This is a genomic window from Winogradskya consettensis, from assembly GCF_018332715.1.
Classification (GTDB): domain Bacteria; phylum Actinomycetota; class Actinomycetes; order Mycobacteriales; family Micromonosporaceae; genus Actinoplanes; species Actinoplanes consettensis.
This window is the reverse complement of the sequence record NZ_BOQP01000025.1, coordinates 137,750-160,216: the sequence shown is the minus strand read 5'-3', so window position 1 is coordinate 160,216 and position 22,467 is coordinate 137,750. Positions and strand designations below refer to the sequence as shown.

Here is a 22,467-nt window from a genome sequence, read left to right as displayed (position 1 = left end):
CGAACTCAGGGCCAGCGCGCAAGCTCAGGGCCAGCGCGCAAGCTCAGGGCCAGCGCGCAAGCTCAGGGCCAGCGCGCAAGCTCAGGGCCAGCGCGCAAGCTCAGGGCGATATCAGGATGATCCGGAGTGCGGCTGCCGAACTTTGTGTGTGATGTGCGAAAGAATAAAATTGCGCATTCGACAGTGGCAGTCGCATGAAGTTGACCCGTAGCCGGGATGAGTACAACATTCCATTCTGCGGGATGACATCACTTTCCTCGGCATCACCCTGCGCGCGCATGCCTTCACGCCTGGGCAACATCAGCACCTCGTCGCGGTGGCAGCTCACCACCTCGGGGTGACAGCTCACCACCACGGCGCGGGGACAGCTCACCACCTCGCGGGGACAGCTCACCACCACGACGCGGGGACAGCTCACCACCTCGCGGGGACAGCTCACCACCTCGCGGGGACAGCTCACCACCTCGCGGGGACAGCTCACCACCACGGCGGAGCGGCAGCTCACCACCACAGCGCGGTGGCTGGTCGCCACCACGGCGGGGCGGGGGTCCACGGAGGTCTACTGCGGCAGGGTTCCTGCGCGCCGGCTGCCGATCCTGCGAGCTTGCACGGGACGGCGGCGCGGTGGGAGGAGCGGTCAGCGGGAGGAGGGCTCCGTGATGGGGAGTTTGACGAGGAAGCGGGTGTCGCCGGGCTGGGATTCGACGATGATGTCGCCGCCGTGGCCGTTGGTGACGATGCGGTAGGAGATGTCGAGGCCGAGGCCGGTGCCTTCGCCGACGGGCTTGGTGGTGAAGAAGGGCTCGAAGACGCGTTTGCGGAGGGCCTCGGGGATGCCGGGGCCGGTGTCGCCGATCGAGACGACCACGTAGTCGTCCTTGCGGTAGGTCTTGACGGTGAGGGTGCCGGCGCCGGTCATGGCCTGGACGGCGTTGTCGATGATGTTGGTCCAGACCTGGTTGAGTTCGGCGGGGTGGGAGGGGATCTGGGGGAGGGTGCGGTCGTAGTCCTTGACGACCTTGACGCCCTGGCCGATCTTGTGGCCGAGCATGACGAGGGTGCTGTCGAGGCCGGAGTGGACGTCGATCCACTGGTGGGCGGCGCGGTCCATCTGGGAGTACTGCTTGGCGGCGTTGACGAGGTTGGAGACGCGGCTGGTGGCGTCCTCGACGTCGCTCATGAGCTGCTCGGTTTCGAGGGCGTAGCCGATCCAGTGGATGGCCTGGTCGAGGAGGCCGGCGGTTTCGACCTTGGCGGCGATCTCCTCGAGGCAGTCGACGTCGATGCCGCCCTGGGCGAAGACGGGGGCGATGTCCCAGCCGCCGGTGACCTTGTGGTCGTCCATCCAGTCGCCGAGCTCGTCCTCGCGGTCGGCGGTCTGCATCGCGGTCAGCACCGGGGCCTTCGCGGCGCGCTCGATGACCTCTTCCTGGAGTTCGACCAGGGCGACGAGGCGTTCCGGGGGGACCTTGCCGGCGGCGAGCATGCCCAGCTTGTGGCGCATGCCGGCGACTCGCTGGCGCAGGGCGCTGGTGGCGCGGGAGGCGGCCGCGGCGGGGTTGTTGAGCTCGTGCATCAGGCCGGCGGAGAGGGCGCCGAGGGCCGTGAGGCGCTGGCGTTCGCTGATGGCGGCCTGGGTGCTGCGCATGCCGAGGGCGAGACCTTCGAGCAGGTGGATCGCCATCGGGAACCAGTCGCGCATCATCTGGCCGAAGTCGGCGGCCGACATCATGAAGAAGTCGGCGTCGTCGAGGGCGCGCATGGAGGCCATGTACTTGCGTTCGACGCCCTCGTCGCGGATGTACGCCTGGGTCGCGCCCATGTAGACGCCGCGCTGCTCGGTGCGGGTGGTCTGCACGTCGTCCTGGCCGATCCGGCGGGTGAGCGCGATCGTGCCGGTGAGCAGGATGAAGAACTGGTCGGCGGGGTCGCCCTCGCGCAGCACCAGCGAGCCGGCGGGGGCGTGCATGGTGCAGCCGTGCTCGGCGATCCAGGTGAGCTGCTCGTCGGTCAGCTTCTCGAAGAGGAACAGCGTCTTCAGGTCTGCCGTCGTGAGCTTGCCGGGCTCACAGGGCAGGAGTTTGATCTCCTCGACCTCGGTGTCGGTCATTTACTGTGCCTCCAGGTAACGATGGACCAGCGTGACGGCCATCGCGCCCTCGCCGACCGCCGAGGCCACCCGTTTGACCGAGTTGGCCCGGACGTCGCCGGCGGCGAAAATGCCGGGAACACTGCACTCAAGGTAGAACGGATCGCGGTCCCGATCCCATCCCGTTGGACGGGTGCCATTTGAGAGCAGATCGGGGCCCGTGTAGACGAAGCCCTTCTCGTCCCGGGCGACCGCGCCGTCGAGCCAGTCCGTGCGCGGCTCCGCGCCGATGAAGATGAACAGGTAGCCGCACTCGACGGCGGCCACGGAGCCGTTCTTGCTGTCGCAGATCGTGATGGCCTGCAGGTGCCCGTCGCCCTCGGCGCCGACGACCTCGCAGCGGGTCCGGACGTGGATGTTGTCGATCCGGTTGAGCTGCTGGATCAGGTAGTAGGACATCGATGCCTCGAGCGAGTCACCGCGGACGAGCAGGGTGACGCTGCGGGCGTAGCGCGAGAAGAAGAGCGCGGCCTGCCCGGCGGAGTTGGCGCCGCCGATGATGTAGACGTCGCTGCCGGCGCAGGACGGCCCCTCGGTGGCGGCGGAGCCGTAGTAGACGCCGGAGCCGGTGAGCGCGGCGATGCCGTCGGCCGCGAGCGGGCGATAGGCGACCCCGGTGGCCAGCACGATCGAGTGCGCAGACACCGCGCCGCCGTCGGCGAACGTGAGGGTGCGGGCCGAGCCGTCGGTGCGCAGCCCGGTGACCTCGCGGGTGTTGAGCACCTCGGCCTCGAACTTGCCGGCCTGGCGGCGGGCCCGGTCGGTGAGCTGCGCGCCGGAGATGCCGTCGGGGAAGCCGAGGTAGTTCTCGATGCGGGAGCTCTGCCCGGCCTGGCCACCGACCGCGGACCGCTCCACCAGCAGCGTCTTGAGACCTTCGGACGCGCCGTAGACGGCCGCGCCGAGCCCGGCCGGTCCCCCGCCGACGATGATCAGGTCGTAGAAGTCCCGGTTGGGCGCGGTCGACAGGCCCGCGGCCTCGGCCACCTCGAGGGTGGTCGGCTGGTGCATGGCCCGGCCGTCGGTGGTGACCACGAGCGGGATCGACTCGGGGCCGACCCCGGCGGCCTCCAGCAGGCGGCGGCCTTCCGGCTCGTCCGCCGAGAACCACTTGTAGGGCACGAGGTTGCGCGCCAGGAAATCCCGGATCTGGTACGACGGCTCGCTCCACCGGTGCCCGACGACGCGGATGTCCTCGATCTCACGGTCACCGGTCGCCTGCCAGGCGTCGATGAGCGCGTCGATGACCGGGTAGAGCTTCTCCTCCGGCGGGTCCCAGGGCTTGAGCAGGTAGTGGTCGACGTCGACCACGTTGATCGCCTGGATCGCGGCGTCGGTGTCGGCATACGCGGTGAGCAGCGCCCGCCGCGCGTTGGGGAACAGGTCCATGGCCTGCTCGAGGAACTCGATGCCGTTCATCTGCGGCATCCGGTAGTCGGCCAGGATCACCGCGACCCGGCCGCCGCGCAGCTTGATGTCCTTGAGCGCGTCGAGCGCATCGGACGCCGACGCGGCCCGGATGATCCGGTAGTTCTCGCCGTAGCGCCGGCGCAGGTCGCGGGCGATGGCCCGGGAGACCGAGGGGTCGTCGTCGACGGTCAGGATCGCGGGGTGGCCCATGGGAGTCCTCAGCCGTAGGTGAACGTGGGGGAATCGGGGACCTTGAAGGCCACCTCGTCACTGAAGCACCACCACCAGTCCTCGCCCGGCTCGTAGGACGAGACGAGCGGGTGGTCCTCGTGGTGGAAGTGTGCGGTGGCGTGCTTGCCGGGCGACGAGTCGCAGCAGCCGACGTGCCCGCACGTCCGGCAGACGCGCAGGTGAACCCAGGTGCCGCCGGAGGCAAGGCATTCCACGCAGCCCTGCCCGGACGGCGTGACGTCCTCGGCCTTGTCGAGATGGGTGCAGTTGGCGGTCATGCGACGGTCTCCTTCGTAGCGGCCACCAGGTCGCTGAACTCGGGGTGGCGTTCGACGTAGCCGACGACGAACGGGCAGGTCACCCGGACCGGGGTGCCGCGGCGACGGGCGTCGTGCAGCGCCGCCGAGGCGAGCCGGCCGCCCAGCCCGCGGCCCTCGAAGGCCTGGTCGATCTCGGTGTGCGCGAGCTCGACCTCCTCGCCGTGACGCCGGTAGTGCAGCATGCCGGCCATCTCGCCGCCGATCAGGACCTCGTAGCGCGACTGCTCGAAGCTGTCGACGACCACGGCGTCGGCGGGGTCGCCGCCACCGACCTGCGCGCTGCCTTCGACGCGCAGCTTGCGCCGGGCCCGCTCGTAGAAGGAGGTGCGGCCGAACCTGATGACCTGGGCGGCGGCCGGGACGGGGACGATGCGCAGCTGGTCGCCGGCGCCCGCGTAGCCCTGGATGATGCCGTCGACCTCAATGGCGAGCCGGCCGCTGGTGAGCAGCACGTCGAGCTCCAGCTGCTCGTCGGGCGAGAGCATCAGCGAGCGGTTGAACGAGGAGTGCGCGGCGGCGGCGCTGACGAGCAGGCCCTCGACGTTCGGCGAGACGATCGGACCGCCGGCGGAGAAGCTGTAGGCGGTCGAACCGGTCGGCGTGGCGACGATGACGGCGTCGGCCGCGTAGCGCACGAAGTTGCTGCCCTCGACGTTGATGCCGACGTGCGCGAGCCCGTCGCCGGGGACCCGCACGAGCGCGATGTCGTTGAAGGCGGAGACCTCTCTGCCGTCGGGCAGCACCGTCCGCACGGCCGTACGCGATTCGACCGTGAACCGATGCTCGTCGATCGACGAGAGCGCCCCGGCCAGATCGGGCAGGTCGACCTCGGCGAGGAAGCCCAGCCGCCCGACGTTGACGCCGAGCACCGGGGTCTTGCGGCCCTCGACGAGCCGCATGGTGCGCAGCATCGTGCCGTCACCACCGAGGCTGACCAGCAGCCCGGCCCGCTCGACCATCTCCTCGGCGGTGACCGCCTCGGCGTCGCAGTCGATCCGGCTGATCTCGTCGTGCAGGCCCAGCACGGTGACGTGGCGGGCGGCCGCCCAGCGCACGATCGCGTCGATGGCGGACCCGCAGTCCCGGCGGGGGTGCAGGACCAGCCCCACCACCTTGATCATGCCCATTCAAGCCACTCCATGATCGTCCACGCTCCGCCTACAGGTCAGCGTTCAGCCTTGCACGTCATCGCGTCAACGGCGAGGGGGCATGAAACCGGTACCGGCGCGTCGTACCGAAAAGGTTTGTTGACAGATTTGTTATTAATCGACACACTCCGATTTTGAGAGCGCTCTCCCTCCTCACAATCCCCAGATCATGCGGAAGGGACCCATCCCCCATGTCCCCTGCTTTCAAGGTGCTCGGCGCCACCGCCGCGGCCCTGCTTTTCGCTTCGGGCGTACCCGGAGTGACGTATGCCGCAGCCAAGCAACCGCAGGCCTTCGACATGGCGCCCGGCATGACCGCCGCCATGCGCCGCGACCTCGGCCTGACCGACGACCAGATCGCGGCCCGGCTGGCCACCGAGGCCGCCGCGCCCGTCGTTCAGCGGCGGCTCTCCGCCAAGCTCGGCGCCAAGTACGCCGGCGCCTGGATCCCGAAGGGCAGCGACCGTCTCACCGTCGCGGTCACCGACGCGAGCCAGGTAGCCACCGTCCGCGCCGAGGGTGCCGTGCCGAAGGTGGTGACCAGGAGCGCCGGTGATCTCAGGGCGGCACGGGCCAAGCTCGACCGCAGCGCCGCGAAGGCCAAGGGCACGGCGATCCGCAGCTGGTACGTCGACGTCACGCTCAACAGTGTCGTGGTCACGGCCGCGCCGGGCGCCGAGGCTGCCGCGCGCAAGTTCGCCGAGGACAGCGGCGCCGGGACCGTCGAGGTCGTCACCGCCGCGGAAGCCCCGAAGACCGTTTACGACGTGCGCGGCGGCGACCAGTACGTGATCAACGGCAACACGCTCTGCTCGGTCGGCTTCTCGGTCGCGGGCGGCTTCGTCAGCGCCGGGCACTGCGGCGGCGTCAACAGCCCGACGCTGGGGAACAACAACGTCGCGCAGGGTACGTTCGCCGGCTCCTCGTTCCCGGGCAACGACTACTCGTGGATCCGGACGAACAGCAGCTGGACGCCGCAGCCGTGGGTCAACAACTACGCGGGCGGCGTCGTGTCGGTCGCCGGGTCGCAGGACGCCGCTGTCGGGAGCTCGATCTGCCGCTCCGGGCGTACGACAGGATGGCGGTGCGGAACCCTGCAGGGCCGTGAGGAAACGGTGAATTACGCGCAGGGCGCGGTCTCCGGCCTGAGCCGGATGAGCGCGTGCGCCGAGCCGGGCGACTCGGGTGGCTCGGTCATCACCGGCAACCAGGCCCAGGGCGTCACCTCGGGCGTGACCGGCAACTGCACCAGCGGCGGTACGACCTGGTTCCAGCCGGTCAACGAGATCCTCGGCACGTACGGGCTCTCGCTCACCACCTCCGGCGGCGGCAGCACGAGCGCGGTCGTCAGCAACCTGAACAACAAGTGCGTCGACGTGCCGAACTCGAACTTCTCGGACGGAGTACTGCTGCAGATGTGGGGTTGCAACAGCAGCGCCGCGCAGAAGTGGACGTTCGTGAACGGCACCCTGCAGACGTCCAGCAACAAGTGCATGGATGTCGCGTGGGGCTCGACCGCCAACGGCGCGGCGATCCAGATCGTCACCTGCAGCGGCAACCCGGCCCAGCAGTTCGTGCTCTCGGCCGCGGGCGACCTCGTCAACCCGCAGGCGAACAAGTGCATCGACATCAAGGACAACAACGCGAACGACGGCGCGCAGCTCCAGCTCTGGGACTGCGCCGGAACGGCCAACCAGAAGTTCCGACGGGCCTGAAAACCCCAGCTGGGGCGGCCGAAGGGGCCGCCCTGGTTAGGGGAACTTTAATGACTGTCTGAATTAGGGGCGACGCAGTAAAGAGTCCTAATAATTACGGGACCTCTTGTCATCCCCCTAGTGGAGGCAGTTCCCCCCATGCGCCGCAAGCGAACACTCATCCTCACCGTCGCCGCCGTGGTGGCGGCGGCGGGGACCACCTGGATCGCCCTGCCGGCATCCGCGTCCGCCACGACGGCGACCTTCACGAAGACCTCCGACTGGGGCTCCGGCTGGCAGGGCGACGTGACCATCAGTAACGGCGGGCCGGCGGCCATGTCGTCCTGGAAGGTCGAGTTCGACCTGCCCACGGGCTCCACCATCGGCAGCTTCTGGGAAGCCGACATGGCGGCAAGCGGTCAGCACCGCACCTTCACCAACCGCTCCTGGAACGGCAGTGTCCCGGTCGACGGCAAGGTCACCTTCGGCTTCGTCGGCTCCGGCGGCACCCCGCTCAACTGCCTGATCAACGGCCAGCCGTGCAGCGGTTCGGGCGGCGGCACCACGACCGCTCCGACCACCGCGCCCACGACCAGGGTCCCGACGACCGCCCCCACGGTCGCTCCCACCACCACGGCGCCGACGACCGCGCCGACCAGCAAGCCGCCGACGACGTCGCCCACCACGCCGCCGACGACCGACCCGAACCCGCCGCCGGCGTCCAACCTGCTGCCGGTCAAGGTCACCAACAACACCGGCCGGTCCGACTCCGTCTTCCTCTATCTGCTGGGCGTCAACCTGACCACCGGCAAGCTGGGGTACGTCAACGGCGCCGGCGCCTTCACCGCGTGGACCGGCGGCGCGTCGACCCCCGTCCCCGCTCCCGACGTGTCGATCGCGGGCCCCGGAAACGGCGACAGCACCACGATCAAGATGCCGAAGAACCTGTCCGGCCGGCTCTACATGTCGTTCGGCAAGAAGCTCGACTTCCGGCTCACCAACGACGGCCTCGTGCAGCCCGCGCCGTGGGCGAGCGCCGACCCGAACCACGACATCCTGTTCGACTGGAGCGAGTTCACGCTCAACGACTCGGGCCTGTTCCTGAACAGCTCGCAGGTCGACATGTTCGCTGTCCCGCACATCGTCAGTGTGCTCGGCGGCAACGGCGTGACCACGAAGACCGGCGAGCTCAAGCCCGGCGGCCGGCAGAAGGTCATCGACACCGTCAAGGCGCAGTCCGACTTCGCGAAGAGCGTCGTCACCCGCTCCGACGGCACGGTCCTGCGGGTTCTCGCACCGGGCAAGGCCGCCGATGCGGGGCTGATGAGCGCGACGTACCTCGACCCGTACATCAACTCGGCGTGGAACGCGTACACCAGCAAGACCCTGACCGTGGTGCCCTTCGGCGACCAGCCGAACAACAAGTTCTCCGGCAGGACCAGCGGGAACGTCATGAACTTCACCGACACCACCGGCAAGGTCGTCGCGTCGTTCACCAAGCCGTCGACCGCCAACGTATGGGGCTGTGACGGCGCGCTCGGTGCCCCGAACGACCTGGTCGTCGGGCCGATCGCCCGCACGCTGTGCGCCGCGATGCAGCGCACCACCCTCGGCACGCTCGACACCCAGCCGAGCGGCGGCGCGGCCGACTTCTACAAGGGCGAGCCGTCGAACCACTACGCGAAGGTCATCCACGACCAGATGGTCGACGGGAAGGCGTACGCGTTCGCGTTCGACGACGTGCAGAACCAGGAGTCGCTCGTCCACGACGGCGACCCCCGCCAGGCCGGCATCGTCATGACGCCGTTCTGATCCCTCAGCAGGCAGTAAAAGCGTCCCTCAGCAGACAGTAAAAAGCGGCGCGCCGGATTTTCGGCGCGCCGCTTCTGCGTTTGAGAACGTCAGTGGACCAGAGCCACAACCGTCTCGGACTGCTGCACCGGGAGGCGGTGGGGCTGGACCACCAGGAAGCAGACCGCGGTGGCGGCCAGCATGCCGCCGAAGACGACGATGGACATCGCGACCGCGCCGACGCCGAGCATGCCGACCAGCGGGGCAGCGAGGGCGCCCACGCCGAACTGGACCGCGCCGAGCAGAGCAGCCGCGGTGCCCGCAGCTTCACCGTGCCGGGACAGTGCGAGAGCCGGGGCGTTCGGCATGACCAGGCCGACCATGGCCAGCGTCGCCCAGAGCGGGATCAGGATGCCGATCAGGCCGCCGACGTTCGTCGCGGCGAGGACCAGCAGCACCAGCCCGAACCCGAGACCGGCCAGCAGTGCGGTGCTCATGATCTGCTGGGGGGTCCAGCGGCGCAGCAGGCGGACGTTCAGCTGGGTCGCGCCGATCAGGCCGATCGCACCACCGGCGAAGACGTACGCGAACTGCTGCTCGCTCATGCCGAAACCGTCCTGGAAAACGTACGACGACCCGCTCACGTACGCGAACAGCGCCGCCATCGCCAGCCCCGCCACCAGGATCAGGCCGACGTACACCCGATCGCTGAACAGCCGGCCGTAGTCGCGGACCGTGCCCAGGACGCCACCGCTGCGACGCCGGACGGCCGGCAGCGTCTCCGGCAGGACGATCGCGGAGACCGCCATGATCGCGGTGCCGACGACAGTGAGAACGACGAACACGCCGCGCCACGAGGTCCAGTTCAGCACCAGGCCACCGATGGTCGGGGCGAGAATCGGGGCGACCCCGACGACGAGCATGAGCCGGGAGAACAGCCGGGCCGCGGCCATCCCGTCGAACAGGTCCCGCACCATCGCCGTCGCGATGACGGCGGCCGCGGCGGCACCCAGTCCCTGCAGCACCCGCAGCGCCCCGAGCATGGCGAGGTTCGGGGCGATGACGCAGAGCACCGAGGCCAGGATGTGCACCGCGATGCCCGAGAGCAGCGGCACCCGCCGCCCGACCGCGTCGGAGAGCGGCCCGACCAGCAGCTGCCCGAACGCCAGCCCGATCAGCGTGCCGGTCAGCGTGAGCTGCACGGCGGCGGCGCTGGCGTTCAGGTCGGTGCTGATCGTGGGCAGCGACGGCAGGTACATGTCGATCGTCAGCGGCCCGAGCGCCGTGAGGAAGCCGAGCACGAGGACAATCCGGAAGCGGCGCCCCATCGGAAGCAGCTCTCCGGGAGAGAGATCGTTGTCGGGCGGGGTCACAGTGCGAGGTTCAGCCACTACTTCGACAAGGTGCCCCGCGCCCGGCTTTGTTCCACCACCGCCGAATTGGTAACGGCGGTCACAGCCTCGCTTCGCTGACCTCAGCTCACTTGGTGAAGGATGAAGCTGTACGTCGTGTTGTTGAGGCTGTCAGCCACGTTGTACGTGCCTGGCATGTATTCCGCCCGGATGCGCATCTTTCAGGTCTTGCCGGTGTCGGCCCACTTCTCCGCGCCGTCGTCCAGCGTGACCGCGAGGCTCTCGCCCCGCAGGTCGAGCGAGGCGATGCCTTCCTCATCCCCGGCTGCCTGGTAGCCGAACCAGATCCGGTCACCGGCCGCGCCTTTGTGGACAGCGAAAGGCATCATGTCGGCCATGAATCATCGCGATCGATTTCTTGGGGCCGCCGGCGAGCTGGGTGTGCCGGCGGACGAAGCGGCGCTTTTCGCCGACGAGCTCCTGCGGTTCCGGGTGCGCGCCGGGGATCGGGCTGACGGCGTGGCGGTCGGGCGGTTCGGTGGGATGCCGCATCTGCCGGCGGGGGTGCCCTGGCCGTCGTCGGAGCCGGGTGCGCCCTTGGCGTACATAGGGTCGCTTGATTGTGCGGCCCTGCCGAAGATCGACGGATTGGCCCTTCCCGAGGCCGGTTCGTTGCTGTTCTTCCTTGATGCGCTGTGGGCGGTCGACGCCTCCATGGCCGACGAGCAGAAGTACGCGCGGGTCGTGTACGTGCCCGCGGGCGAGGGGGAAGAGGTCACCGAGCTGCCGCCCAACGAGCACGACATGTACGACGAACATCCCTTGGCCGACCCGGCACGCGAGCTGTTCGCCTCGGTGGAACCGGATCTGCCGGACTGGCTCGACAGCCCGGTGGAATGGCAGTCCGACTTCGAGAAGGACCTGTTCGCCAAGGTGCCGCACTGCAAGGAGCTCAGCGCCCTCGTGGATCGGCTGTGGCCCGGGCGGATCCCGTGGATCGGGGACGGCTTCCTGGTCGGGGGCTATTCCAACTCCGCCCAGGACAGCCCCGAGACCGGGCTGGCCGAGATGTCCGGGAGGCCGGAGCACGAGGTGCTGCGGGAGTGGGTGCCGCTCGTCCAGTTCGCCGCGCCGCACGAGGAGTACACCAACGGGCGGTTCCTGATCCGGCACGAGGACCTCGCCGCCGGCCGGTTCGACAAGGCGCTGTCTTTCTGCGAGTTCACGGAGTGACGCGCCACGATCGGTAGCGCACTGTGCCGCTCGTGCGGGAGACTCCGTGGATGCGTGATCTATCCCGTCGGTGGGCCTGGCTGGGCGTGCTCGTCATCGGCCTGGCTCTCTACGTCGTCGTGCTGCGCACGCTGGTGCGGACGCAGAACCCCAACTTCGTGCCGTCGTTGCTGCTGCTCGGGGCGACCGTCGTGCCGCTGGCGTTCCTGACCTTCGCGCAGGCCCGCACCGGTCGCTGGCAGGTTCCGGCGTCCGCGCTGGTCACGGCGGCGTTCTTCGGTGGGGTCATCGGCGTGGTCGTGGCGGGGACGCTGGAGTACGACGCGTTACGGGGGCTGGGTGCGCTGCCGATGCTCTTCGTGGCGCTCATCGAGGAAACCGCCAAGATGATCGTTCCGGTGATTCTGCTGTTCATTCTGCTCGCGCGGCACGGGCGGCGGCTGCCTTCGGACGGGCTGGTCATCGGGGTCGCTTCCGGCATGGGATTCGCCGCTCTCGAGACCATGGGGTACGGCTTCAGCGCGCTGCTGTCCTCCCAGGGCAACATCGGCTCCGTGCAGGAGACGTTGTTCGTGCGGGGGCTGACCGCGCCTGCCGGGCACACCGCGTGGACCGGGCTGACCTGTGGCGCGCTGTGGGCGCTGGTGGCGAGCCCGACCGGCAAGAAAGTGCTGGCTTTCATCGGTACGTTCGCCGGGGCCGTCGCCATGCACACCGCCTGGGACACCTTCAGCGGCGTGATCCCGTTCATCATCCTGGCGATTCTCAGCCTGGGGTGGCTCTTCGCCGCCCTGCACCGCTACCGCGCGTTCGCCGAGCACACCCAGTGGGCGCCCCGCGGCGAGGCCCTGGCTATCTGACCTGCACTAGCCATCGGATCTGCACTGGCTATCTGACCTGCCCGCGTTTCCAGTATCCCATGAAGGCGACGGCGCTCCGGTCGATGCCGCGCTCCCCCACCAGGTGCCGGCGCAGCGACACGACCGTGCCCGATTCACCGGCCAGCCAGGCGTAGAAGCTGCCCGTGGTCTCCTCGGGAACATCCCACACATCGTCGCCGGACTCCGCGACGAAGGCGGGGGCCGGGGCAGCACCGGGTGAGAACGTGTCGAGCAGGTCCCGGACCACCGGCTCGATCCGGTCGCCGTCGTGGCGGACCAGCCAGGTGATGTCGTGGCCGCCCGCGATGGGGAGGCGGTCGTCGCGCTCGGGGACCTCGATGACCGCGCGCGCCGGCCGGTCGAGGGATTCCAGGATGGCGGCCGCCGCGGGCAGCGCCGTGCAGTCGGCCGCGAGCAGGAGCAGGTCAGCGGTGGCCGGGGGCTTCCACGCCACGTCGGTCACCGGGTGGCCGTGCGTCGCGCCGATCATCACGACCGGGTCGCCCGGGGCTGCCGATCCCGCCCAGCGTGACGCCGGGGAGGTGTCGCCGTGCAGCACGAAGTCGATGTCGACCTCGAGCGGGGCGGCCCGGAACGCGCGCACGGTGTAGACCCGCAGCGGAGCGCCGCAGGTGCGGCCCTCGGTCATCCAATCGTCCTGGCGCGCGAACGCCTCGTGGTCCTCGGTCGCCGGCAGGAACAGCAGGTTGATCCGCTGGTCGAAGCCGTGGAAAGCGAACTCCGCCAGCGCTTCCCCGGCCAGGGTGACCCGCACGAAGCTCGTGCTCAGCCGCCGGGTGCGCGCCACGCGGAGCGCGAAGGGCTGGTACGGCCGGAGGACCGGAAGCAGGGAGACGGCGGTCATGCAGCCAAGGCTAACCTAACTACTCCGGTCGGTCGCGCCCCCGTAGTACCGCTTGGCCCGGGCGACCAGCGCCGGGGATCCGCAGGCCTCGGCCAGCTCCAGTCCGTCACGCAGCACCCGGCGCGCCTGGGCCCGTCGTCTCGCCCCGTTCAGCAGACCCCCGAGGTCGACGAGCGCCGTCGCGAATTCGAACTTGCGCGGCGTACCCTGCAGGACCCGGACCGCCTCCTCGGCCGCCGCCATCCCCGCCTCACCGTGCAGCACCTGGCCCTGGATGCGCAGCGCACGGCCCAGCGCCGAGGCGAGCCCGTGCCGCCGGGTCAGCGCGACCTCCTCCGCCAGCAGCCGTTCGGCAGCCTCGGCAGCACCGAGTCGCTTGAGGACGGATGCCGCCGCCGAACGCCACGGCAGCACGCCGGGATGGTCGGAGTGGCGCGCGGCCAGCCGCTCCCCGCAGCGATAGAGGTCGGCCAGCCCTTCACCAGGGCGTGCGGACGCGGCGTGCAGGCGACCGCGCACATAGCGCAGCAAGAGATATTCGGGATCATCCGGTAGGTCGCCGGTCAGACCCGCGGCCTCGAGCAGGGCATCCGCCGCCGCCTGCTCCCCCAGATCGAGGAGTACGGCGATCCGGCGCGACAACAGCAACGCCCCGGCGGCACTGCCGGGCGGCACACCGGACACCGCCAGCAACTCCGCGGCGGCTTCGGCATCGCCCCGCGCGGCAGGCAGATCCCCCAGGCGCCGGGCCACCGACGACCGCTGGGAGTACGCCATGGCGAGCCCCGCGCCGTCGCCGACGCGCCCCGCCACCTCCACGGCGATGGAGCAGCCGGCGTACGCCGTGCTCAGGTCGTCGGCATCCGCGAGCCGTCGCAGGGCGCGCAGATATTCGGGCAGTTCGTCGGCGTGGGCCGGGCGCGTTATCGGCACCGGGCGGGTGTTGCGGACAGTGATGCCCCGGCCCCGGTCCGCCAACCTTGGCCGTTCGTCACGGACTCTCATGCAGCCTCTGTACCCCTCCTTGGAACCCCCGCACCCCAAGGTTTTCCCACAATCCGGAGTTGCACAATGCCGTATGCGTAGTCCTACCCGTCGTGACCTCGATCTCCGGACCCTAGATACCTGGATCGCGCCCGTTTTGGGAGCATCGGTACGAGAAGCAAGCGAGCTGTCCGGGGGCACGTTCGCCGCCGTGTGGCGGGCCACCCTGACCGACGGACGCGAGATCGTCGTCAAGACCGCCGCCGCTCCCGAGGCCCGGCTGCTGCGGTACGAGGCCGGCCTCCTCGCCGCCGAAAGCGCTTATTACCAGCGGGTACGCAACCTGGCGCCCGTACCCGAGGTATTGCACCTGGCCGACGACTGGCTCGCGGTGACCCTCCTGCCCGGCCGGCCGCTGACCGAACTGGACAACACCGACGGTGTCCGCGAGCAGCTCGGCGCGACGATCGCGCGGGTCCACGAGCTCACCGGGTCACGATTCGGCTACGCCGGCGCCCGGGCGTCCGGCGCGGACTGGCCGGCGGCGTTCGCCGCGATCGTGGACGATCTGCTCGCCGACGCCCGGGACTGGTCGGTGCGGTTACCCTCCGGCATCGCCGAGACGGTCGAGCGGCACCGCGCATGCCTCGCCACGGTCACCCGCCCGGCGCTGCTGCACTGGGATCTCTGGGACGGCAACGTGCTGGCGCGTGACGGTGTCCTGACCGGACTCGTCGACGGCGAGCGGTACCTCTACGGCGACCCGCTGCTCGACCTGGTCTCCCCCGCGCTGTTCCGCCGGATCGAGGACGAGCCGGACAACCCGTTCCTGCGCGGGTACGCCGCCGCGACCGGCCTGGTGCTCGACGACGCCGCCCGCACCCGGCTCGCGCTCTACCGCATGCACCTCTACACGCTCATGGTCACCGAGTGCCCGAGCCGCGGCGAGCCCCGGGACGGCGAACGCGCGGCCTACCTGACCGGGCTCCTCGAAAGTGAGCTGCATCTACTAGGCCAGACAATGTAGGACCCTCGCATCTGCGGCCCCTATGCTGACGATCGTGACGACATACCGCATCGGGGAGGCAGCCGAACTGCTCGGCGTCAGCGTGGACACGGTCCGCCGCTGGGCCGACGCCGGCCGCCTCGACTCCGTGCGCGACGAGCACGGGCACCGCAGCATCGCCGGCACCGACCTGGCCGCGTTCGCCCGGTCGCTGGCCGACGAGCCCGACTCGGCCAGCCGGCGCTCCTCGGCGCGCAACCGGATGCGGGGCATCGTCACCGCCATCACCCGCGACGCGGTGATGGCACAGGTCGACATCCAGGCCGGCCCGTTCCGGGTGGTGTCGCTGATGAGCCGTGAAGCCGTGGACGACCTCGGCCTCGAGGTCGGCTCAGTGGCAGTGGCGGTTATCAAATCCACGACGGTGCTCGTGGAACGAGGGGACGACAGATGAAGAAGACCTTCCTGACCGCGGTGGCCCTGGCCGCCGTTTTGGTGACGACCGGCTGTTCCAGCGGCTCCGACGACGAATCGGCCGCTCCCACTTCCTCCGGCAGCGCGGCCGCCGGTGCCGGCGCCGCGACGACCGGGAAGGTGACGGTGCTCGCCGCCGCGTCACTGACCGAGTCGTTCGACAAGATCGGCACGCTCTTCGAGCAGCTCAACCCGAGTGCCGAGGTCACCTTCTCGTACGGCGGCAGCTCCGGGCTCGCCACGCAGATCACCTCCGGCGCGCCCGCGGACGTGTTCGCTTCCGCCAGCCCCGCCACGATGAAGACGGTCACCGACGCCGGCGACAACAGCGGCGAGCCCGTCACCTTCGTGAAAAACCAGCTCGTCATCGCCGTACCGAAGGGCAACCCGAAGGGCATCACCTCGCTGGCCGCCCTCGCCAAGCCCGAGTTCAAGGTGGCGCTCTGCGCCGACGCGGTGCCCTGTGGCGCCGCCGCCAAGAAGGCGCTCGCCGCGGGCGGCGTCACGGTCAAGCCGGTCACGCTGGAGCAGGACGTCAAGTCCGCGCTGGCGAAGGTGAAGCTGGGCGAGGTCGACGCCGCGCTGGTCTACCGCACGGACGCCAAGGCGGCCACGGCCGATGTGGACGGCGTGGAGTTCCCGGAGTCCGCGCAGGCCATCAACGACTACCCGATCGTCGCGCTGAAGGACGCCACCAACCCGTCGGGCGCCAGCGCGTTCGTCGCGTTCGTCCAGACCCCGCAGGCCCAGCAGGTGCTGGCCGACGCGGGGTTCCAGAAGCCCTGAGCACGCCGCACCGCCGGGCACCGCTGGCCTTGGCGATCCCCGCGATCGCCGGGCTGGCGTTTCTCGTGCTGCCCCTGGCCGGGCTGCTGATCCGGGCACCCTGGACGACGCTGCCCGAGCGGCTGACCGAGCCCGGCATCCTGGCCGCGCTGCGGTTGTCGCTGCTCACGGCGACACTGGCGACGATCGTGTGCCTGATTCTGGGCGTACCCCTCGCCTGGCTGCTGGCCCGGACCACGTTCCCGGGCCGCAGGTTCGTCCGGGCACTGGTCACCGTGCCGCTGGTCCTTCCGCCCGTCGTCGGCGGCGTCGCGCTGCTGCTGGTCTTCGGCCGCCGCGGGCTGGTCGGCGAATGGCTCGACACGACGTTCGGCTTCACCCTGCCGTTCACCACGACCGGGGTGGTGGTGGCCGAGGCGTTCGTGGCCATGCCGTTCCTGGTCATCAGCGTCGAGGGGGCCCTGCGCGGCGCGGACTCCCGCTTCGAGGAGGCGGCGGCGACGCTCGGCGCGAGCCGCTGGACGGCGTTCCGCCGGGTCACGCTGCCGCTGATCGCCCCGGGGGTCGCGGCGGGTGCGGTGCTCTGCTGGGCGCGGGCGCTCGGCGAATTCGGGGCGACGATCACCTTCGCAGGCAACTTCCCGGGGCGTACGCAGACCATGCCGCTCGCCGTCTATCTCGCGCTGGAGCAGGATCTGGACGCGGCGATCGTACTGAGCCTGGTCCTGCTCGTGGTCTCGGTCGTGATCCTGGCGACTATGCGCGACAAGTGGGTGGGCGTCCCATGAGCCTTGACGCACACCTGGTGGTCAAGCGCGACGGTTTCACGCTGGACGCCACGCTCACCGCCGGCCCGGGCGAGGTCGTGGCGCTGCTCGGCCCGAACGGCGCCGGCAAGTCAACCGCGCTGCGGGCCCTCGCCGGCCTGATCGGGCTCGACGACGGCCACATCACCCTCGACGGCCGCCGCATCGAACGCGACGCCCCCGAGCATCGCCACATCGGCGTGGTCTTCCAGGACTACCTGCTCTTCCCGCACCTGTCCGCGCTGGACAACGTCGCGTTCGGCCCCCGCTGCCGCGGTGTCTCCAGGACCGAGTCGCGGGTCCGGGCCACCGAGCTCCTCACCCGGGTCGGTCTTTCCGATCATGTACGCAAGAAGCCCCGCGAGCTCTCCGGCGGACAGGCCCAACGAGTCGCCCTGGCCCGCGCCCTCGCCACGGACCCGAAACTCCTCCTGCTCGACGAACCCCTCGCGGCTCTCGACGCCCGTACCCGTCTCGACACCCGCGCCCACCTCCGCGGTCACCTCGGCACCCACCACGGCCCCACGGTCCTGGTCACCCACGACCCGCTCGACGCGATGATGCTCGCCGACCGCCTGGTCATCCTCGAGGACGGCCGCGTGGTCCAGACCGGCGACGCGGCAACCATCACCTCGCAGCCCCGCACCGACTACGTCGCCCGGCTCGTCGGCCTCAACCTCTACCGCGGCCACGCCACGGAGGGCACGGTCCGGGTCGCCGACGACTTCACCCTGACCGTGGCCGGCGCCTTCACCGGTGATGCTTTCGTGGCGTTCCCGCCCTCGGCGGTCGCGCTCTACAACGTCCGTCCGGAAGGCAGCCCCCGCAACACCTGGCCGGCCACGGTCACCGCCGTCTCCCGCCAGGGCGACGCGCTGCGCATCGAGCTGACCGGCCCCATCCAGGTGGCCGCCGACATCACGTCGGCGGCAGCCGTCCAGCTCGGACTCGAGCCCGGCCGGGAGGTCTGGGCCAGCCTCAAAGCCACCGAAGCCACGGCCTACCCGGCCTGACTACGATCACCCGGTGCTCCCCACCTTCCCAGCACTCGAACCGTACGCCCGGACGACGGTCAGATTGAACCCCCGGCCCGGCCACCCGGTGGCTGACCAGAGTTCGATGGGCGGCCCCCTCCTCTGGCCCGCCGATGAACCCTGGCCGACCTGCGACGGACCGCTCGGCGAAGACCACTACGACAATTCGCCGGGCGAAGCGGAGGCGCCACTCGTCCCGGTGCTCCAGCTCCTGGCAAGCGATGTTCCCGAGCTGCCGTTCCCGGCCGGCACCGACGTCCTGCAGGTGCTGTGGTGCCCCTTCGACCACGAACCGTTCAGCTCTCCCCGCCCGGAGATCCGGTGGCGCCGGTCGGCCGGCGTCGGGTCCCGGCTGCTCTCCCTACCGGCACCGGACCAGGAATCCTCGCCGGAGTTCGTCCCCTCGCCATGCGTCCTGAGCCCCGAGCGGGTGACCGAATACCCCACCTTCGACCTGCCACGCGACGTCTGGCTGCAGATCCGCGACGAGATCGAGCAGGTCAAACAGGACACCGGCTGGGAGTACGAATCCGAACTGGCCGTCGCCCCGGGCACCAAGGCCGGCGGATATCCCGGCTGGACCCAGTCGCCCGACTGGCCGGACTGCTCGTGCGGCACCGCCATGGAGCACCTCCTGACCGTGACCGGCTGGGAATTCGACCGTGGCGACAACAAGCGCTGGATTGCCGCGGAGGACCGTCCCGCGATGCAGGGATGGAGCTTCGACAGCGAGGACGACCACCCGTCGCGGGCGCTGCAGAACCCGTCCGGCCTGATGCTGGGCGACGCGGGCGGCATCTATCTCTTCGTCTGCACCCACTGCGACGACCGCCCGGTGGACTACCGCTTCGACTGCTCCTGACGGTCGTCGAGGCGAACCAGCATCCGACGCAGGTCGAGCACTTGCCGCTCTGGAAACAGGTGAACGATCAGCCGCTCACCGCAGGACTGCAAGAGGCTGCGGGTTCTCCGCACTCGGCGGCAGAACCTGGCCACGGGTAGAAGTTGCGCTAAAATCCGCATCGGCGCAACCTCCTGCGGCATCAGGTGTCAAGCGCGGGCCAATCGCGTCTGGCCAAGAGACATGTGTTCTGCGTCAGACACGATCGACCGGACTTGACGAGCAGCAACGCACAAAGTTGTCGCAACTCGCCTCCCAGCGCAACATTCGGCCCTGTGGCCCCACGGCCCCACGGCCCCACGGCCCAGCGACTCAGCGACTCAGCGACTCAGCGACTCAGCGACTCAGCGACTCAGCGACCTAGGATCTGCGGCATGACCGACCTCCTGGAGACGATCAGGGCGACACCGTGGCTGGCGGAGGTGCTGACCGACCAGTTCGGGTTCGACCTGGCTCGGACCGATCCGATGGAGGATGTGCACCTTCCCGGCGGCGGGACGTTGACGCCGATCGCGGGGGATGACGCCGGCGGGACGTTCATGCTGGCCGCGGGTGGGGCGGTTGTCTATGCGGGCGCGTATGGCGAGGGCGGGCTGATCGCGTCGACCCTGCGGGAGGCGCTGGGGTTGATCGTCGGGTTGCCGAGCTTGCAGGACGCGCTGGACCGGCCGCTCGGGGACGGGATGCGGGCCTGGCTGGAGGAGTGCGACGAGGAGATCCGGCGTGAGTGGGACACGCGGGGCGATGGTTGGTTGCCGCTGGATGAGGCGCGGATGCGGGTGCGGGAGGCGCTGGACCTGCCCGAGGCGGAGGGGCTGCTGGCCGAATTCCACGCCGCGATGACAGATGGGGCATACCGGCCGGTCAGCGAGCACGGGGCGTACCGCCCGATGCGGTGATGCCAGCCTCGAGAGGTCGGCCTCAGGAAGTGGCCGATGCCTGGATGCCGGCCAGTAGGAGGTCGATGCCGGCCAGGAACTGGGCTCGGTCGTCGTGGTCGCGGAGTTGGGGGGCGATGCTGCGGATGAAGGAGAAGTGGGTGGGGTCGAGGTCTGTCCACATGGCTGAGACGCCTTCGAGGACGGCGGTGCGGTTGGTGCCCGGTTCGGCCGACTGGGCGAGGGCGGCGTTCTGGTTGGCGACGCCGAGGATGTAGCTCAGCAGCGCTGAGGCCGTGTTGAACTGGGCGGCGGCGGGGACGCCGAGGGCTTGGACCTGCAGGCCGATGCTTTCGAAGATTTTCAGCGTGGTCGGCTGGGATGCGGTGCGGGAGAGTTGCGCGCCGGCCCACGGGTGGTCGTCGATCGAGTCGAACACGCGGAGCGCGAGTGCCCGGATGGCGTCTCCGGGATCGGGTGGGGCCGCCGCTGCCGGACCGGCGAGGACCGCGTCGGTGGCCGCGGCGATGATGTCGGCCTTGCTCGACATGTGCCAGTAGATCGCGCCGAGACCCGTGGTGAAGTGCGCGGCCAGGGCGCGAACGGTCAGACCGTTCTCACCGCCGGCGTCGAGGATCTCGATGGCGGCGGCGATGATGCGCTCCCGGGAGAGGGCGTCTTCGCGCCGTTCTGTGTTCTTCGTCTTAGCCGCCATGCCACCATCTTGACATAACTGGATCAGCGTTCCAAGCTAGCTATGGAACAACGATCCATAGCTCGTCCCGAGAAGGAGAACCAAATGATCACCATCGTCGGCGCCGGCCTCGGCGGACTCACGCTCGCCCGCGTCCTGCACCTGCACAACATCCCGGTGACCGTCTACGAGGGCGATGCCTCGGCGGCGGCGCGCACCCAGGGCGGGCAGCTCGACATCCACGAGCAGAACGGGCAGCTCGCCCTCGAGGCGGCCGGGCTGTTGGAGGAGTTCCGCAAGCACATCCACGAGGGTGGCGAGGCGATGCGGATCCTCGGCCCGGACGGGTCGACCCTGTTCGACGAGCCCGATGACGGCTCCGGTCACCGGCCCGAGATCCTGCGCGGCGACCTGCGGCAGATCCTGATCGACTCGCTGCCGGAGGGCACGATCAGTTGGGGGCACAAGGTCACCGCGATCACGCCGGTCGGCGCCGGGCGGCACGAGCTGACGTTCGCCGACGGGACGACCGCGACCACCGAGCTGCTGGTCGGGGCGGACGGGGCGTGGTCACGCGTGCGTCCCCTGCTGTCCGACGCGACGCCGCAGTACGTCGGCACCTCGTTCGTCGAGACGTACCTCTACGACGCCGACGAACGGCACGCCGCTAGCGCGAAGGCCGTCGGCACCGGTGCGATGATGGCGACCGTCCCCGGCAAGGGGATCCAGGCGCACCGCGAGGCCAACGGCGTCCTGCACACCTACGTGTCGCTCACCCGGCCGCAGGAATGGTTCGACGCTGCTCCGATCACGGCGGCGCGGGTCGCCGCGGAGTTCGAGGGCTGGGCACCGGAGCTCACCGCGCTCATCACCGACGGGGAGACGCCGCCGGTCCTGCGCCCGCTGCACACCCTGCCGACGGAGCACCGGTGGGAGCGGGTGCCGGGCGTGACCCTGCTCGGCGACGCCGCGCACCTGCAGGTCCCGAACGGCGAGGGCGCGAACCTCGCCATGTACGACGGCGCCGAGCTGGGCAGGGCCATCGCCGCCTACCCCGGCGACATCGAGGCCGCGCTCACGCAATACGAGGCCGGGCTCTTCCCGCGCAGCGCCGCGGAGTCCGCCGAAGCCGCCCGCGACTTCGAGCGCTTCTTCGGCCCCGACACCCCGCAGAGCGTCCTGGAGTTGTTCAAGAGCGCCTAGTGGTACTTCAGCTCGCCGGCGCGGATGGCCACCTCGAGGGTGTTCTCCGGTGGGGCCAGCGGGCAGAGCCACTCGTCGTCGTACGCACAGCTGGGGTTGTAGAGGTAGTTGAAGTCGAGGCGGGCGCGGGTCGGGGTGAGCATCTCCACGCCCCGGCCGTGGGTGCCCTTCACCGTGTCGGTGAGGTAGCGGCCGCCGCCGTAGGTCTCGGGGCCGCTGGTCGCGTCGCGGACAGGCAGGAACAGGCCGCCGCCGTAGGACTGCAGCCACCACAGTGACAGCTCGCCCCACGGGGTGTCGAGGATGCCGGCGCGGGTGTAGTGGCAGACGCCGTCGGGGCCGCCGGTGTCGATGTCGATGCTGCCCGGGGCTTCGCGCAGGTCGGCCTCAGCCACGAATTCGTCGTTCGGCGGGTAGTACTTCAGACCGTCGAACGACTCGCCCCGCGGGATCGCCGATTGCGGGTGGTTCGCGAAGAGTTTGTCCCGCTGGGCGCGGAAGTCGGCGAGGTCGGTCGCGGTCAGATAGTTGCGGGCCACCGCTGCGCGGTAGTCGGCGAGTTCGAGTGCCTGCACGCTCCCACGGTAGCCCGCGCTCTTGAGCGAAGACCCTCCTTTGACATACGCT

At 69.9% G+C, this 22,467-nt stretch carries 22 protein-coding genes; 12 read left to right on the top strand and 10 right to left on the bottom strand.

Annotated features, from left to right (window positions below):
- Nucleotides 1–637: 637 nt before the first annotated feature.
- Genes Aco04nite_RS23810 through Aco04nite_RS23795 form a run of 4 tightly spaced genes read right to left on the bottom strand, consistent with a single transcriptional unit; the run spans nucleotide 638 to nucleotide 5,237 of the window.
- The gene (locus tag Aco04nite_RS23810) at nucleotides 638–2,110 is read right to left on the bottom strand and encodes an ATP-binding protein (protein ID WP_212999462.1); all 1,473 of its coding nucleotides are present in this window, start codon (nucleotides 2,108–2,110) and stop codon (nucleotides 638–640) included.
- On the bottom strand, nucleotides 2,111–3,769 hold the full coding sequence (locus Aco04nite_RS23805) for an NAD(P)/FAD-dependent oxidoreductase (protein WP_203839065.1): 1,659 nt from the start codon (nucleotides 3,767–3,769) through the stop codon (nucleotides 2,111–2,113). It abuts the gene before it with no gap.
- Between the two features lie 8 nt (nucleotides 3,770–3,777).
- Entirely contained in the window at nucleotides 3,778–4,068 is a 291-nt protein-coding gene (locus tag Aco04nite_RS23800; RefSeq protein WP_203839066.1) for a UBP-type zinc finger domain-containing protein, read from the bottom strand.
- Nucleotides 4,065–5,237, bottom strand: coding sequence for an NAD(+)/NADH kinase (locus tag Aco04nite_RS23795; protein ID WP_212999461.1), 1,173 nt, complete (start codon nucleotides 5,235–5,237; stop codon nucleotides 4,065–4,067). Before Aco04nite_RS23795 ends, Aco04nite_RS23800 begins: the two co-directional genes overlap by 4 nt.
- Before the next feature lie 212 nt (nucleotides 5,238–5,449).
- Here Aco04nite_RS23795 and Aco04nite_RS23790 point away from each other — a divergent pair, with 212 nt between their 5' ends.
- Complete coding sequence (locus tag Aco04nite_RS23790; RefSeq protein WP_212999460.1) at nucleotides 5,450–6,973, top strand: ricin-type beta-trefoil lectin domain protein; 1,524 nt, start codon at nucleotides 5,450–5,452, stop codon at nucleotides 6,971–6,973.
- A gap of 138 nt (nucleotides 6,974–7,111) precedes the next feature.
- Nucleotides 7,112–8,764: a beta-1,3-glucanase family protein gene (locus Aco04nite_RS23785; protein WP_212999459.1), complete on the top strand. Its 1,653-nt coding sequence runs from the start codon at nucleotides 7,112–7,114 to the stop codon at nucleotides 8,762–8,764.
- 89 nt (nucleotides 8,765–8,853) lie between these two features.
- On the opposite strand, the gene Aco04nite_RS23780 is transcribed toward Aco04nite_RS23785, so the two are convergent.
- Nucleotides 8,854–10,071 carry a multidrug effflux MFS transporter gene (locus tag Aco04nite_RS23780; RefSeq protein WP_212999458.1) on the bottom strand — a complete coding sequence of 406 codons (1,218 nt, stop codon included), beginning with the start codon at nucleotides 10,069–10,071 and terminating at the stop codon, nucleotides 8,854–8,856.
- Nucleotides 10,072–10,316: 245 nt separating this feature from the next.
- On the bottom strand, nucleotides 10,317–10,484 hold the full coding sequence (locus Aco04nite_RS23775) for a hypothetical protein (RefSeq protein ID WP_212999457.1): 168 nt from the start codon (nucleotides 10,482–10,484) through the stop codon (nucleotides 10,317–10,319).
- Between the two features lie 7 nt (nucleotides 10,485–10,491).
- Here Aco04nite_RS23775 and Aco04nite_RS23770 point away from each other — a divergent pair, with 7 nt between their 5' ends.
- Nucleotides 10,492–11,328: a DUF1963 domain-containing protein gene (locus Aco04nite_RS23770; protein ID WP_212999456.1), complete on the top strand. Its 837-nt coding sequence runs from the start codon at nucleotides 10,492–10,494 to the stop codon at nucleotides 11,326–11,328.
- 50 nt (nucleotides 11,329–11,378) lie between these two features.
- Nucleotides 11,379–12,188 carry a PrsW family intramembrane metalloprotease gene (locus tag Aco04nite_RS23765; RefSeq protein ID WP_212999455.1) on the top strand — a complete coding sequence of 270 codons (810 nt, stop codon included), beginning with the start codon at nucleotides 11,379–11,381 and terminating at the stop codon, nucleotides 12,186–12,188.
- A gap of 28 nt (nucleotides 12,189–12,216) precedes the next feature.
- Here Aco04nite_RS23765 and Aco04nite_RS23760 read toward each other — a convergent pair whose 3' ends face one another.
- Both Aco04nite_RS23760 and Aco04nite_RS23755 read right to left on the bottom strand, forming a co-directional pair.
- Nucleotides 12,217–13,074, bottom strand: a complete 858-nt coding sequence (locus Aco04nite_RS23760) for a siderophore-interacting protein (RefSeq protein ID WP_212999454.1) — start codon at nucleotides 13,072–13,074, stop codon at nucleotides 12,217–12,219.
- Between the two features lie 15 nt (nucleotides 13,075–13,089).
- The gene (locus Aco04nite_RS23755; protein WP_212999453.1) at nucleotides 13,090–14,007 is read right to left on the bottom strand and encodes a hypothetical protein; all 918 of its coding nucleotides are present in this window, start codon (nucleotides 14,005–14,007) and stop codon (nucleotides 13,090–13,092) included.
- Between the two features lie 145 nt (nucleotides 14,008–14,152).
- Between Aco04nite_RS23755 and Aco04nite_RS23750 the strand changes: the two genes are divergently transcribed.
- The 7 genes from Aco04nite_RS23750 (at nucleotide 14,153) to Aco04nite_RS23720 (ending at nucleotide 19,964) form a co-directional block, all read left to right on the top strand.
- Complete coding sequence (locus Aco04nite_RS23750; RefSeq protein ID WP_212999452.1) at nucleotides 14,153–15,085, top strand: phosphotransferase; 933 nt, start codon at nucleotides 14,153–14,155, stop codon at nucleotides 15,083–15,085.
- 34 nt (nucleotides 15,086–15,119) lie between these two features.
- On the top strand, nucleotides 15,120–15,518 hold the full coding sequence (locus Aco04nite_RS23745) for a TOBE domain-containing protein (protein ID WP_212999451.1): 399 nt from the start codon (nucleotides 15,120–15,122) through the stop codon (nucleotides 15,516–15,518).
- Nucleotides 15,515–16,324 (top strand): molybdate ABC transporter substrate-binding protein, encoded by an 810-nt coding sequence (modA, locus tag Aco04nite_RS23740; protein WP_212999450.1) that lies wholly within the window; start codon nucleotides 15,515–15,517, stop codon nucleotides 16,322–16,324. Before Aco04nite_RS23745 ends, modA begins: the two co-directional genes overlap by 4 nt.
- Nucleotides 16,321–17,112: a molybdate ABC transporter permease subunit gene (modB, locus tag Aco04nite_RS23735; RefSeq protein WP_212999479.1), complete on the top strand. Its 792-nt coding sequence runs from the start codon at nucleotides 16,321–16,323 to the stop codon at nucleotides 17,110–17,112. The genes modA and modB overlap by 4 nt, the downstream gene beginning before the upstream one ends.
- Nucleotides 17,109–18,143 (top strand): ABC transporter ATP-binding protein, encoded by a 1,035-nt coding sequence (locus Aco04nite_RS23730; RefSeq protein ID WP_212999449.1) that lies wholly within the window; start codon nucleotides 17,109–17,111, stop codon nucleotides 18,141–18,143. The genes modB and Aco04nite_RS23730 overlap by 4 nt, the downstream gene beginning before the upstream one ends.
- Nucleotides 18,144–18,156: 13 nt before the next feature.
- A complete protein-coding gene (locus Aco04nite_RS23725; protein WP_212999448.1) occupies nucleotides 18,157–19,026 on the top strand; it encodes a hypothetical protein in 870 nt (289 codons plus the stop codon).
- A gap of 413 nt (nucleotides 19,027–19,439) precedes the next feature.
- Complete coding sequence (locus tag Aco04nite_RS23720) at nucleotides 19,440–19,964, top strand: hypothetical protein (RefSeq protein WP_212999447.1); 525 nt, start codon at nucleotides 19,440–19,442, stop codon at nucleotides 19,962–19,964.
- 22 nt (nucleotides 19,965–19,986) lie between these two features.
- Here the strand turns inward: Aco04nite_RS23720 and Aco04nite_RS23715 are convergent, their stop codons facing one another.
- Nucleotides 19,987–20,658: a TetR/AcrR family transcriptional regulator gene (locus Aco04nite_RS23715; protein ID WP_212999446.1), complete on the bottom strand. Its 672-nt coding sequence runs from the start codon at nucleotides 20,656–20,658 to the stop codon at nucleotides 19,987–19,989.
- Nucleotides 20,659–20,742: 84 nt separating this feature from the next.
- On the opposite strand from Aco04nite_RS23715, the gene Aco04nite_RS23710 reads away from it, so the two are divergent.
- Nucleotides 20,743–21,840, top strand: coding sequence for an FAD-dependent oxidoreductase (locus Aco04nite_RS23710; RefSeq protein WP_212999445.1), 1,098 nt, complete (start codon nucleotides 20,743–20,745; stop codon nucleotides 21,838–21,840).
- On the opposite strand, the gene Aco04nite_RS23705 is transcribed toward Aco04nite_RS23710, so the two are convergent.
- A complete protein-coding gene (locus Aco04nite_RS23705) occupies nucleotides 21,837–22,415 on the bottom strand; it encodes a DUF1684 domain-containing protein (RefSeq protein ID WP_212999444.1) in 579 nt (192 codons plus the stop codon). The genes Aco04nite_RS23710 and Aco04nite_RS23705 overlap by 4 nt on opposite strands.
- Between the last annotated feature and the right edge of the window lie 52 nt (nucleotides 22,416–22,467).